The sequence below is a fragment of the Aeromonas sp. ASNIH8 genome (assembly GCF_002919855.1).
GTDB classification, from domain to species: domain Bacteria; phylum Pseudomonadota; class Gammaproteobacteria; order Enterobacterales; family Aeromonadaceae; genus Aeromonas; species Aeromonas caviae.
In genome coordinates, this window is record NZ_PQLN01000002.1 from 51,547 (window position 1) to 64,825 (window position 13,279).

Below are 13,279 nucleotides of genomic sequence, written 5' to 3' on the forward strand. Positions count from 1 at the left end.
CTAGACGTCTAAAAAATGGATAAGGATTCCCGCCATTTGACTATGGTGTGGAGGTATAACCACCAGCATCAATATTAGATTCCGATTTGATGACTCTAGTCCGAATATAAGCTGGTAAATATCTTTTATGTCGTCGATTTGATGTCTCCCCTTCGGACAAGGTGCCCGGTCGTCCGGGCAGTCTCGCTGCCGGTTTCCCCTTCCTCCTGCCGTCTCTTTTCCTGCTTTCTTTTCCATCTCCTTGATGCAGAACAATAAATGACCAGTTTGTGGCCGTGTCGACATGCCAGCTCCCTATACTGGCTGCAGGTGGATGCCAGGAGGGGGGCGAGATGCGATTCCAACAGATCAAGGACCTGATGCTCTATCTCGAGGAGCTTCATCATCGGCAAGGGCACATTTACGGGCGCCAGATCCCCCGGGTGGATGCTGAGCGCAGCAGAATGTTGCTGGCCTATTTGCAAGGGCGGGAGGATGCCGCGGCGGCTCATCTGCACGATTATCGCGAGCAGATGGGCAGCGCGGTGAAGGAGACCTGGCTGGATCAGGGGTTTGGCGAGGATCTGCTGGCCGAGGGGGATCGTCTGGCGCTGCCCGCCACAACCCAGCCCGCGGAGATAGTGGCCCTGGTGTCACGCCAGGAGGAGAGGCTCATCGGCGAGCTGGAACGTCTGGCCCGGGAGTGCCCCACGCCCGACACGGCGGCGCTGCTGAAAGCCCTGGCCTCCATGGCCCAATCCCGCCTTACCCGTCTGGTACACGGTGCTCATCGCCTCGACGATCTCTGAGCCCGGATGAGAGAGACCCGGCACGGGCCGGGTCTTCTGATGTTGCTGGCGGTCAGCCCCCTTGCCGGGACGCGCCATAGAGGGCGGCGCCTATGATGCCGGCCTGGTTGAGGTTCGCGGCCGCCACCAGGGGAGCCCGGGTCTCAATCTTGTCGATGAACTTGTCGAGCTTGGCGGCGCTGCCGCCCCCCAGGATGAAGAGGTCGGGGGAGAACAGAAACTCCAGGCGAGCCAGGTATTTGTTGAAACGTTTGCCCCAGCGGCCCCAGGAAAGATCCTCGCGCTTGCGCACCGCATCGGAGCAATAGTGTTCAGCCACCATGCCTTCCAGCATCAGGTGACCCAGTTCGGTATTGGGCAGCAACTGGCCATTGACGAAGACGGCGGTACCGATGCCGGTGCCGACGGTGATGAGAATGATGACCCCCTGGCGATCCTGCCCGGTGCCAAAGCGCATCTCCGCCAGACCGGCCGCATCGGCGTCGTTCAGGACATGGCAGGGCAGGCCGGTCACATCGGCAAACAGGTGGGCGGCATCGGTCTCAATCCAGCTCTTGTCGATGTTGGAGGCATTCTTGGCGATGCCGTTGTGGATGGTGGCGGGAAAACCGCACCCCACGGGCCCCTTCCATTGGAAGTGCTCGACCAGCGCCTTGAGGGTGTGTGCCACGGCGGCCGGGGTTGCCGGTTGCGGTGTGGCGATGCGGTGGCGTTCGCCAATCAGCTCCCCGGTTTCGGTGTCGACCAGGCAGCCCTTGATCCCGGACCCCCCAATATCTACTCCCAGCATCTGCATCAGAATCTTCCTTTTATTGTGCCGATGTTCAATGGTCGGCAGAGCATGAAAAAATGGCTGCGATCCGGCAAGGGCCAGATCACTTATGCGTGATCCGGCAGACCTTTTTCGATGCAGCGGATCAGCAATCGCGTCTTTTTATTCTCTTCCTGCTGACGCCTGGCCAGGGTCGCCAGCGCCCACTCGATATGCTCGGCCACCATGGGCGCCGCCTCAGGCAGCGCCTGTTGCAGGGCGGCCAGGACCTCGCTGCTGGCCGGCCCGTTGCCAAGGGCCACTGCCAGGTTGCGGCGCCAGCGCTGATAGCCGATGCGGCGGATGGGGCTGCCTTCCGTGTGCTTGAGAAATTCGGCCTCGTTCCAGCGCCACAGCACTAGCAGGGGAGGGCGATGCAGGTCGGGACGGGGGCTGAAATCGGGTTCGGGGCTGGCATCGGCATAGCGGTTCCAGGGGCAGATGAGCTGGCAGTCGTCACAGCCATAGATGCGATTGCCCATGAGCGGCCTGAACTCCTCGGGAATGGGGCCGTCATTCTCGATGGTGAGATAGGAGATGCAGCGCCGTCCGTCCACCACATAGGGGGCGATGATGGCACCGGTGGGGCAGATGTTGATGCAGGCCACGCACTTGCCACACAGCTCCTTCTCCACCGGGGCATCCACGGGCAGCGGCAGGGCGATGAGCAATTCTCCCAGAAAGAAGAAGGAGCCGGCGGACTCGTTGATCAGCAGTGAGTGCTTTCCCACCCAGCCAAGGCCGGCCTTGGCCGCCAGCGGCCTTTCCAGAATAGGGGCCGAGTCGACGAAGGGGCGCCACTCGCCCAGGGTTTGTCCCGCCGCCCGCAACAGGGTGTCGCACCGCAGCTCGATGCGCTCCCCCAACTGTTTGAGCCGGTTGCGCAGCACCTTGTGGTAGTCGCGGCCGAGGGCATAGCGGCTGATGTAGCCGAGGGTGGGAGCGCGCAGGGTGGCGGCAAAGCCCGCCTCGAACGGCAGATAGTTCATCCGCACCGAGATGACCCGCAAGGTGCCCGGCAACAGCTCGTGGGGGCGGGCCCTCATCATGCCGTGGCGCGCCATGTAGTCCATGGTGCCGTGATAACCGGCATCCAGCCAGGCCTGCAACCTCGGCTCTTCCAGGGTGAGATCGGTGTCGGCGATGCCGACCTGGTCAAATCCTAGCTCCCTTGCCCAGAGCTTGATATCGTGGGCCAGTTGCGCAAGTTCGGCAGCCGTCATGCAGCATCCCCCCTCTGCCTGCAGGAGTGTGGCAGGCGCAGGGCGGCGATATGGTGTGCCAGTTGCCGGGTCATGGGATGATGAAACGTGGGGGCCGTCATGGTAGAGGTGTTCGGGGACGCTATCCGCAAAAATGAGTGGGAGAGTCTAGCACAACCCCTGTGGCGGGCCGAGCAGATCCGCAGCATGGAACGGCGCTGGGCCGAGCAGGAGGGGTTGCCCCTCTATGTGCTGATGGAGCGGGCCGGGAGTGCGCTGTGCAACTATGCCTGTCACCACTGGCCCGACAGCCGTCAGTGGTGGATCTTCGTCGGCCCTGGCAACAACGGTGGGGATGGCTACGTGTTGGCCCGCCTTGCCCGGCGCATCGGCCTCGAGCCTCTGGTGATTGCTGCCCGGGCTCCCGGCCTGCTGAGGGGAGATGCCAGGCGGGCTGCCGAAGAGTGGCTCGCATCGGGGGGGAGCGTGACCATGGCCGAGGATCTGCTGCCCGCCACGCTGCCGCCGCCGGATCTGGTCATAGACGCACTGCTCGGTACCGGCGTCCAGCTTCCCCTCTCCTCGTCAATGACAAAGATCGTCGCAACAATCAATGGCTTGAACGCGCCCGTGCTGGCGGTGGATCTCCCCTCCGGTCTCCATGCCGACACCGGTCGCGCCATGGGCGCACTGGTGCGTGCCACCCGCACCCTCACTTTCATCGGCATCAAGCAGGGCATGCTCACCGCCGACGGGGTGGACGGAGTCGGCCACCTCGACCGGGATCCCCTGGGTGTGACGCCGGGGGAGGAACGGGTTCCCGCTGCCGAGCGGATCGATTATCCCAGCCTCAAGGGGTTGCTGACCCCGCGCAGGCGCTCGGCTCACAAGGGACACAGCGGCAAGGTACTGCTGACGGGGGGGAACCTCGGCATGCAGGGAGCCATCCTGCTGGCGGGTCAGGCCTGTCTGCGGGCGGGGGCGGGATTGGTACGCCTGCGCCAGCACCCGGATTGCCCTGTGGCCAGCCTGGTTCAACCCGAGCTGATGGGATGCCCGGCGGACATGGATGAAGGGTGGGCGTCGGTGCAGGTACTGGGCCCCGGGCTCGGTCAGGATGGGTGGGGCCGGGCCCGGTTCGAACAGGGCATCGGAGCCGCCGTGCCACTGGTATTGGACGCCGATGGATTGAATTGGCTGGCGCAGGCCCCCCGTCATCAGGATAATTGGGTGCTCACACCCCACCCCGGGGAGGCGGCTCGCCTGCTGGGTTGCTCCATCGCCGAGGTCGAGGGGGACAGGTTTGCGGCCGTCTCGCGACTGCAACAGCGCTACGGTGGTGTGGTGTTGCTCAAGGGGGCGGGGTCGCTCATCTGCGACGGCAGGCGCATTTCCCTGTGCGACGAGGGCAACCCCGGCATGGCCAGTGGCGGCATGGGTGACCTCTTGTCTGGTATAATCGCCGCCCTTCTGGCTCAGGGCTGGTCTGCGGGCATGGCCACCCGACTCGGGGCCGTGATCCACGCAGAGGCCGCCGATCTGGCCGCTGCCGAGGGTGAGAGGGGCATGCTGGCATCGGATCTGCTGCCCTGGATCCGTCGTCTGGTCAATCCGACACAGTAACAAGTAACAAGAAGAACATGGCAAAAACCTTGATGATGACACTGCCGGATGAGGCAGCAACAGTGGCGCTGGGTGGCCGTCTGGCAAAGGCGTGCCAGCAGGCCACCACGGTATTTCTGCACGGTGCCCTCGGGGCCGGCAAAACCACCCTGACTCGAGGCTGGGTACAGGGACTGGGTCATGAGGGCAAGGTCAAGAGTCCGACCTATACCCTGGTGGAGCCCTATGAGCTTGCCCAGTGGCAGGTCTATCACTTCGATCTCTATCGACTGGCGGACCCGGAAGAGCTGGAGTTCATGGGCATTCGCGACTATTTTGCCGCCGATACCCTCTGCCTGGTGGAGTGGCCAGAGAAGGGCGACGGCTGGCTGCCAGCCCCGGATCTCGAGATCACCCTGAGTTATGCAAACGAGCAGCGCGAGGTGCAGATTGATGCCCGCACTGCTATCGGCGAAGCCATTCTGGAACGGTTGTCATCTCAGTGCGCGTGATCCTTGTTTTTGTTCTCTCCCTGATGGCATTGCCCACCTGGGCCAATCAGCTCAAGAGTGTGCGGGTGTGGCCATCACCGGACAACACCCGGGTGGTGCTCGACATGAGCAGCGCCCCCAATTTCAACTACTTCACCCTGACCGGTCCGAACCGTCTGGTCATCGACCTGAAAGGGGCGAGCAACGCCACCAACCTGGCCCGCATCGAGAACAAGAGCGAGCTGGTGCGCAAGATCCGCGAGAGCACTCCGCTGGAGAAGGGCGGCCTGCGACTGGTGCTGGATCTCGGCTCTGCCATCAAGCCGGTGGTCTTCCCGCTGGCGCCGGCAGGCCCCTATGGCCACCGTCTGGTGATCGATCTTCCCTATGAAGAGAAGGGGAGCGCTGCGGCGCAGCCCGCTCCCGTCGGGGGACACGGCAAGGCCATCGTCATCGCCATCGATCCTGGTCACGGCGGGGAAGACCCGGGCTCCATCGGCCCGCGCCGCACCTACGAGAAGCGGGTGACCCTGGCGGTCTCCCAGAAGCTGGCGGCCCTCATCGACCGGGAGCCCGGCATGCGAGCCGTGCTGACCCGCCGTGGCGACTACTTCGTCGATCTCAACAAACGCTCCGAGATTGCCCGAAAGGCCAAGGCTGACCTGCTGGTGTCGGTGCATGCCGACAGCTTCCACAACTCGACTCCTCGCGGCGCCTCCGTCTGGGTGCTGTCGACCAACCGCGCCAACCGCGAGATGGGTAGCTGGCTCGAGAAGCAGGAGAAGCAGGGTGAGCTGCTGGGGGGCGTTGGCAAGGTATTGGCCGAGTCTGATCCCAACCCCTATCTGGCGCAGACCTTCCTGGATCTCTCCATGGACAAGTCCAGGGCCGAAGGCTATGACGTCAGCCGCCAGATCCTGCGCTCGCTCGGGCGGGTGGCCAGATTGCACAAGAAGGCGCCGGAACATGCGAGTCTGGCGGTGCTGAAGGCGCCGGACATCCCCTCGGTACTGGTGGAGACGGGCTTTATCTCGAACCACGCCGAGGAGAAGCTGCTGGCCACCGCCAGCTATCAGGATCAGCTGGCCCGGGCCATCTTCGAGGGGATCCGCAACTATTACCGCAGTCATCCGACCAAGGGGCCCATGCTCACCGGCAAGGGGCAGGTTGCTGCCCCGCCGCGTCAGGCGCCTGCCAACAAGCCGGTCGCTGTCAGCAAGCCGGCTGCCCAGCCAACGCAGCAGGTCGTGACCAACCGGATGCCGGCGAGCGAGCCCTATCGCGTCGGTGAGGGCGGCGCCCCGGTCAGCAGCGTCGGCAGCGCCTCCGGTGCCGGCGTGATCAAACCTTACAAGGTCGCAGCCCAGGAGCCGAGTGCGCCGGTAGCCAGCGTGCAGAGCAACGACAAGTCCAACATGATCCGCCACGTGGTCACCCGTGGCCAGAGTCTCTCCCGTCTCGCCGAGAAACATGGGGTGAGTCAGGCGCGACTGGTGGAGATCAACAAGCTTAAGTCGCGGGACATCCAGATAGGGCAGGTGCTCTATATTCCGCGAAAATAGCGCGGGTGAAGAACGCCGCCCTTCTCTGCCGATGGCAGGGAGGGGCGGTGAGCATTGATGGCGCCAGGTCCACCTCTTCCCCTTTTTCATCTGCAGGAGCAAGCGATGCCAATCCGTATATTGCCGCCGATTCTGGCCAACCAGATTGCTGCCGGTGAGGTGGTGGAGCGGCCCTCCTCCGTGGTGAAGGAGCTGGTGGAAAACAGCCTGGATGCGGGGGCCGACCGGGTCGAGATCGACATTGACAAGGGAGGCGCCAAGCTTATCCGCATTCGTGACAACGGCTGCGGTGTCGCCAGGGATGAGCTGGTGCTGGCGCTGTCGCGCCACGCCACCTCCAAGGTGGCGACCCTGGACGATCTGGAAGGGATCAACAGCCTGGGCTTTCGCGGGGAGGCGCTCGCCTCCATCAGCTCCGTCTCCCGCCTCACCTTCACCTCCCGTACGGCAGAGCAGAGCGAGGCCTGGCAGGCCCAGGCGGAAGGGCGTGAGATGAGCGTCACCGTCAAGCCGGCGGCCCACCCGGTGGGCACCACGGTGGAGGTGGTGGATCTCTTCTTCAACACCCCGGCGCGGCGCAAGTTCATGCGCAGCGAAAAGACCGAATTTGCCCACATCGACGAACTGGTGCGCCGCATCGCGCTCTCCCGCTTCGACGCCACCCTGATCCTGCGTCACAACGGCAAAGTGGTGCGCCAGTACAAGGCGGCCAACACGGTGGCGGAGCAGGAGCGCCGCCTTGCCGCCGTCTGCGGCTCCCCCTTCATGCACCATGCCCTGGCGGTATCGAGCGAACACAGCGACGTGCGGTTGTGGGGCTGGCTGGCCACTCCGGCAGGGGCCAGGCCGCAGAACGACCTGCAATACACTTATGTCAATGGCCGCATGATGCGGGACAAGCTCATCAATCACGCCATCCGCCAGGCCTATGACGAGCTGCTGCCCGCCGATCGCTTCGCGGCCTATGTGCTTTATATCGAGCTGGATCCCCGCCAGGTGGACGTCAACGTCCATCCGGCCAAGCACGAAGTGCGTTTCCATCAGGCGCGTCTCATCCACGATTTTATCTTCCAGGCGCTGTTTACCGCCCTGCGCCAGGACGGAGCAGGGAGCGCCACCGATGAACCCCTGGCCGAGACCCAGGTCGAGCTGCCGGGCAGCCCGGAGATCACCTATCCGGGTCAGGCGCCGCGCACCGAGTGGTACGGTGCCGAACACGGCTATCGGGCTCCTGCCCCTGCACGAGATGGCGACGGCGTGCGGGAAGGCGGTGGTGGCAGGGGAGGACACTACCAGCCCCCCGAACCCCCGAGCCGGGCCGCGATGCGAGGCATGGGCGCCTTGCTCACCACCCTGCCCGAGGTGGCGATGCCGGCATCCCAGCCCGTAGCCGAGAGCGGTGCCGTCGAGACGCCAGCCCGAACGGGGGAGTGGCGCGCCCTGAGCCTGGTCGAGCAGGCCTATCTGCTGATGGAGCGTCAGGGGCAGCTGGCGCTGCTCTCCCTGGTGCGCGCCGAGCGTCTGTTGTTGCGCCACTGGCTGCTGGATGCCTGGGGCCAGGGGCTGGCGGCCCAGCCTCTATTGCTGCCGGTCTCCTTCAAGTTGCCGAAAAACCTGGTAGCCCTGGTGGAGGAGCGGGAACGCCTGCTCAAACGCATGGGGCTGGAGTTGAAAAGCGGGGGACGCGACACCATGATCCTGACTCGGGTGCCTGCTCTGCTGCGCCAGACCGATCTGGCCCGCCTCTTACCCGAATTGTTGCAGCTGGTCGAGAGCGGATCTGACAGTGATGCCGATGCGCAGGCTGGAGTACTATGCCAGTGGTTGGTGGAACAAGGCATAAGTGACGAAAAAATATACGATTTTGCCACTGCCACCCGGTTGTTGACGGAACTTGTTGCCGATTTCAGTGACCAACTGGCAGACGTTCGCATGGTGCGTCCGTTGCCGCTGGCGAACGTGCTGGCCGAGTTTGCCGATGGCAACTGACGGCGTCTCGTCGTCTGCTGCATCCATATGACCAGTTTTATGCCGGCTCGCCCGTGAAGGGGCGGCCGAAGGGAGTGTTTAACGTGGCTGACTTGCCGACTGCAATTTTTCTGATGGGGCCGACGGCCTCCGGCAAGACGGATCTCGCCATTGAACTGTGCCAGGCCCTGCCCTGCGACATTATCAGCGTGGACTCCGCGCTCATCTATCGCGGCATGGACATAGGCACAGCCAAGCCGACGCCAGCCGAGCTGGCACAGGCCCCGCACCGGCTGATCGACATCCTGGATCCCGCCATGAGCTATTCGGCGGCGGATTTTTGCAAGGATGCCCTGCGGGAGATGAAAGAGATCGCCGACCGTGGTCGCATTCCGCTGCTGGTGGGCGGCACCATGCTCTATTTCAAGGCGCTGCTGGAGGGGCTTTCTCCGCTGCCTTCCGCCGATCCCGCCATTCGGGCCGGCATCGAGGAAGAGGCTGCCCGCCTCGGCTGGCAGGCGCTCCATGACGAACTGGTGCGCATCGACCCGGTGGCCGGTGCCCGCATCCACCCCAACGATCCCCAGCGCCTGTGCCGGGCGCTCGAGGTTTACCGCATCAGCGGCAAGACCCTCACCGAGCTGACCCAGGTACAGGGAGAGGGGCTGCCCTACCGGGCGCTGCAGTTTGCCATCGCGCCGAGGGATCGGGCCGTGCTGCACCAGCGCATCGAACAGCGGTTTGACAAGATGCTGGGCAGCGGCTTCGAGCAGGAGGTCAGGGCGCTTTACGAGCGGGGGGATCTCACCCCGGATCTTCCCTCCATTCGCTGCGTGGGATACCGCCAAATGTGGGACTACCTGGCGGGGGAAGTGGAGTATGATGAGATGCGTTATCGCGGCATTGTTGCCACCCGCCAGTTGGCCAAGCGTCAGATGACCTGGTTGCGCGGTTGGCCTGATGTGACCTGGTTGGAATCTGGTGAGTCTGGCAATCTGGCCAGGGTCGTCGCCCAAGCTGGTCCGGCTTGACACTCCTGTATAATCAGGTTGTTATATTGAATATCCGGTGTTTAAAAACAACAAACTATAAGGAAAAGAAAGATGGCTAAGGGGCAATCTCTCCAAGACCCGTTTTTGAATGCGCTGCGCCGTGAGCGTATTCCTGTTTCTATCTATTTGGTGAACGGCATCAAACTGCAGGGTCAGATCGAATCGTTTGACCAGTTTGTCATTCTGCTGAAGAACACCGTGAGCCAGATGGTCTACAAGCACGCCATTTCCACCGTGGTGCCGGCCCGTGCCGTCAACCATCACCAGCACGCCCCGGGCGCCGCCGGTGAAGAGCAGGGTGAAGCCGAGGCGTGATATCCTGCGGCGAGTTCACTCGCCAACTCAGATCCATCATGATACCTGTCAAGGAGCAAGCGCTTGTTTGACCGTTACGAAGCTGGTGAACAGGCCGTTCTGGTACATGTCAACTTCAGCGATGAGGGCGAGCGGGAGGATCTGGACGAGCTCAAGATGCTGGTGAGCTCGGCCGGGGTCAATGCACTGGGGGTGATCACCACCAGTCGCAGCGCACCCAGCGCCAAATTTTTTGTCGGCAGCGGCAAGGCGGAAGAGATCGCGTCCCAGGTCCAGATGCTGGACGCCGACGTGGTCATCTTCAACCATGCCCTGACCCCCGCCCAGGAGCGCAACCTGGAGCGTCTGTTCCAGTGCCGGGTCGTGGACAGGACTGGCCTTATCCTCGATATCTTCGCCCAGCGCGCCCGCACTCACGAAGGCAAGTTGCAGGTCGAACTGGCCCAGTTGCGCCATCTTTCCACTCGTCTGGTGCGAGGCTGGACCCACCTTGAGCGACAAAAGGGGGGGATCGGTCTGCGCGGCCCGGGTGAAACCCAGCTTGAAACCGACCGACGCCTGCTGCGTGAGCGCATCAAGGCCATTTTGCGCCGCCTCGACAAGGTGGCCAAGCAGCGGGAGCAGGGGCGCCGTGCCCGCAACCGCAACGAAGTGCCGACCGTTTCTCTGGTGGGGTATACCAACGCCGGAAAATCCACTTTGTTCAACCAACTTACAGATGCCAGCGTGTATGCTGCCGACCAATTGTTCGCAACCCTGGACCCCACCCTGCGTAAATTGGTGATCCAGGATGTGGGTGATGTGATCCTGGCGGATACAGTTGGATTTATTCGGCACTTGCCCCATGATCTGGTCGCGGCCTTCAAGGCGACCCTGCAGGAGACTCGCGAAGCGGACCTGCTGCTGCACGTGGTGGACTGCGCCGATGAACAGATGCAGGAGAATATCGAGTCGGTCCAGCGTGTGCTGGCCGAGATCGAGGCGGATGACCGTCCCCAACTGATGATCTGCAACAAGATCGACAAGCTGGGGGATCGTCCGGCTGGTCTTGAACGGGATGAGGCTGGACGACCGGTGCGAGTCTGGTTGTCGGCCCAGACTGGCGAGGGTAGTGAATACCTGTTCCAGGCACTGACCGAACTGCTGGCCGGCTCCATGGTGCATCACACCCTGCAACTGCCCCCTTCCGCCGCCAGACTGCGCAGTGCGCTCTATCGGCTGAAAGGTATCGAGCAGGAAGGTTTCAGCGAGGAGGGGGACTTTGTGCTGGAAGTTCGCCTGCAACTGGCTGACTGGAACCGCCTCATGAAACAAGAAGGTGAGAGTTTACAACGCTTTATCAGACATTGATGGGTCGATGAACATAACTGGTTTGCTGACTTCATTGCCCCTCTGTGGCCCGATAGAGATGATATCCATCCGCATGTATTAATGGAGACGCTGATGGCTTGGAATGAGCCTGGTAACAATGGCAAAGACCGTGACCCCTGGGGGAACAACGGCAAGAATCAGGGCCCCCCTGATCTGGACGAGATGCTTCGCAAGGTGAGCCGTCGTTTTGGCGGTCTGCTCGGTGGTGGCAAATCCGGTGGTGGTGACGTCGGCAAGTTCGGCCTCTCCATCGCGCTGGTGGTGGCCGTGGTGGTGTGGGTCGTCAGCGGCTTCTACACCATTCGCGAAGCCGAGCGGGGCGTGGTGCTGCGTTTTGGCGAATATTCCCACAACGTGGACCCGGGTCTGCGCTGGAAACCGACCTTCATCGACCGGGTGATCCCGGTGGACGTAGAGTCTGTCCGTTCCCTGCCGGCGTCCGGTTTCATGCTGACCCAGGATGAAAACGTGGTGCGGGTCGAGATGGACGTGCAGTATCGCGTGGTCGATCCCGAGCAGTACCTGTTCAGCGTGACCAACGCCGACGAGAGCCTGAGCCAGGCCACCGACAGCGCCCTGCGCTACGTGGTGGGTCACACCCGGATGGATGATGTGCTGACCACGGGTCGTGAGAAGGTGCGTCAGGAAACCTGGCAGGTGATCGACAGCATCATCGAGCCCTATCAGATGGGTCTGCAGATCGTGGACGTCAACTTCCTGCCGGCGCGTCCGCCGGAAGAGGTGAAGGATGCGTTTGATGACGCCATCTCCGCCCAGGAAGATGAGCAGCGTTTCATCCGTGAAGCGGAAGCCTATGCCCGTGAAGTGGAGCCCAAGGCTCGTGGCCAGGTCAAACGTCTGGAGCAGGAGGCCGAAGCCTACAAGTCCCAGATCGTGTTGAAGGCCAAGGGTGAAGTCGCTCGCTTCAACGAGCTGCTGCCCCAGTATCAGGCCGCGCCCGAGCTGACCCGTGATCGTATCTACCTGGAAACCATGGAAGAGCTCTATCAGCAGGCCAATAAGGTGGTGGTCGACATGCCGGCTGGCAACAACAGCATGATCTACCTGCCGCTCGACAAGCTCTCTGGCAAGGCGAATGCCGTGCAACCGGCACGTCCTGCGGGCACCCCGGCAGTCGAGGCGGCCCAGCCGTCCAACGAAGGGGCCAACTCCACTCCGACCCCGCTGCGTGGCGGTGATCGTTTCAGCACAGGGAGAAACTGATAGATGAAAAAGCTAGCTATTGGTGTCATCGCTGTGGCGGCCATGGTGTGCTTCTCTTCCATCTTCATCGTCGATGAAGGACAGAAGGGGATCGTGGTGCAGTTTGGCAAGGTGAAACGGGTCGACTCTGGTGAACCGCGCCTGTACGAGCCGGGTCTGCACTTCAAGGTGCCGCTCATCGACCAGGTACGCAAGATGGATGCCCGCATCCAGACTCTGGAAGGCCAGGCGGATCGCTTCGTTACGTCCGAGAAGAAGGACCTCATCATCGACTCCTACGTGAAGTGGAAGATCGAGGACTTCTCCAAGTACTACCTGGCGACCGGTGGTGGCAACAAGATCCAGGCTGAAGACCTGCTCAAGCGCAAGATCAACAACGGCCTGCGTTCCGAGATCGGTAACCGCACCATCAAGGACATCGTCTCCGGCGAGCGCAGTACCGTGATGGAAGATGCCCTGATGAAGATGGCGCGCTCCTCCGAGCTCGGCATCAAGGTGGTGGATGTGCGCATCAAGCAGATCAACCTGCCGGTGGAAGTTTCCAGCTCCATCTATCAGCGGATGCGTGCCGAGCGGACCGCGGTTGCCCGTGAACACCGTTCACAGGGCCGCGAGCAGGCCGAGATCCTGCGTGCCGACATCGACCGCAAGGTGACCGTGATGATCGCCGATGCCGAGAGTAATGCCCGTCAACTGCGTGGTGAAGGGGATGCCGAAGCCGCCAGGATCTATGCCGACAGCTACAAGAAGGACCCGGAGTTCTTCAGTTTCGTGCGCAGCATGGAGGCCTATCGCAAGAGCTTCGCCGGTGGCAACGACCTCATGGTCCTGAAACCGGACAGCGAGTTCTTCCGCTACCTCAAGTCGCCGCACGGCAACAAGCAGTAAACATG

12 protein-coding genes are annotated in these 13,279 nt (G+C 62.6%); 10 read left to right on the top strand and 2 right to left on the bottom strand.

Features of this window, described 5'->3' with window-relative positions; all coding sequences use genetic code 11:
- Positions 1-332 precede the first annotated feature (332 nt).
- Positions 333-788 (top strand): hypothetical protein, encoded by a 456-nt coding sequence (locus tag C3418_RS01020; RefSeq protein ID WP_010673186.1) that lies wholly within the window; start codon positions 333-335, stop codon positions 786-788.
- A 52-nt stretch (positions 789-840) separates the two neighbouring features.
- On the opposite strand, the gene ppgK is transcribed toward C3418_RS01020, so the two are convergent.
- Positions 841-1,584 carry a polyphosphate--glucose phosphotransferase gene (gene ppgK, locus C3418_RS01025; RefSeq protein WP_041214591.1) on the bottom strand — a complete coding sequence of 248 codons (744 nt, stop codon included), beginning with the start codon at positions 1,582-1,584 and terminating at the stop codon, positions 841-843.
- Between the two features lie 83 nt (positions 1,585-1,667).
- A complete protein-coding gene (queG, locus tag C3418_RS01030) occupies positions 1,668-2,822 on the bottom strand; it encodes a tRNA epoxyqueuosine(34) reductase QueG (RefSeq protein ID WP_103857810.1) in 1,155 nt (384 codons plus the stop codon).
- Between the two features lie 99 nt (positions 2,823-2,921).
- Between queG and C3418_RS01035 the strand changes: the two genes are divergently transcribed.
- The 9 genes from C3418_RS01035 to hflC all read left to right on the top strand — a co-directional run bounded on the left by C3418_RS01035 (position 2,922) and on the right by hflC (position 13,274).
- Positions 2,922-4,424 (top strand): NAD(P)H-hydrate dehydratase, encoded by a 1,503-nt coding sequence (locus C3418_RS01035; RefSeq protein ID WP_103857862.1) that lies wholly within the window; start codon positions 2,922-2,924, stop codon positions 4,422-4,424.
- Between the two features lie 17 nt (positions 4,425-4,441).
- Complete coding sequence (gene tsaE / locus C3418_RS01040; protein ID WP_029313846.1) at positions 4,442-4,915, top strand: tRNA (adenosine(37)-N6)-threonylcarbamoyltransferase complex ATPase subunit type 1 TsaE; 474 nt, start codon at positions 4,442-4,444, stop codon at positions 4,913-4,915.
- A 23-nt stretch (positions 4,916-4,938) separates the two neighbouring features.
- A complete protein-coding gene (locus C3418_RS01045) occupies positions 4,939-6,456 on the top strand; it encodes an N-acetylmuramoyl-L-alanine amidase (RefSeq protein WP_234823614.1) in 1,518 nt (505 codons plus the stop codon).
- Positions 6,457-6,561: 105 nt separating this feature from the next.
- Positions 6,562-8,445 (top strand): DNA mismatch repair endonuclease MutL, encoded by a 1,884-nt coding sequence (gene mutL / locus C3418_RS01050; protein WP_103857812.1) that lies wholly within the window; start codon positions 6,562-6,564, stop codon positions 8,443-8,445.
- Between the two features lie 92 nt (positions 8,446-8,537).
- Entirely contained in the window at positions 8,538-9,455 is a 918-nt protein-coding gene (miaA, locus tag C3418_RS01055) for a tRNA (adenosine(37)-N6)-dimethylallyltransferase MiaA (protein WP_080770083.1), read from the top strand.
- A gap of 72 nt (positions 9,456-9,527) precedes the next feature.
- Positions 9,528-9,791, top strand: coding sequence for an RNA chaperone Hfq (gene hfq / locus C3418_RS01060; protein ID WP_011704864.1), 264 nt, complete (start codon positions 9,528-9,530; stop codon positions 9,789-9,791).
- Positions 9,792-9,854: 63 nt separating this feature from the next.
- Positions 9,855-11,141, top strand: a complete 1,287-nt coding sequence (hflX, locus tag C3418_RS01065; protein WP_010673194.1) for a ribosome rescue GTPase HflX — start codon at positions 9,855-9,857, stop codon at positions 11,139-11,141.
- Positions 11,142-11,234: 93 nt separating this feature from the next.
- Positions 11,235-12,386 (top strand): FtsH protease activity modulator HflK, encoded by a 1,152-nt coding sequence (gene hflK / locus C3418_RS01070; protein ID WP_010673195.1) that lies wholly within the window; start codon positions 11,235-11,237, stop codon positions 12,384-12,386.
- Positions 12,387-12,389: 3 nt separating this feature from the next.
- Positions 12,390-13,274 (top strand): protease modulator HflC, encoded by an 885-nt coding sequence (gene hflC / locus C3418_RS01075; RefSeq protein ID WP_010673196.1) that lies wholly within the window; start codon positions 12,390-12,392, stop codon positions 13,272-13,274.
- The last annotated feature ends 5 nt before the right edge of the window (positions 13,275-13,279 follow it).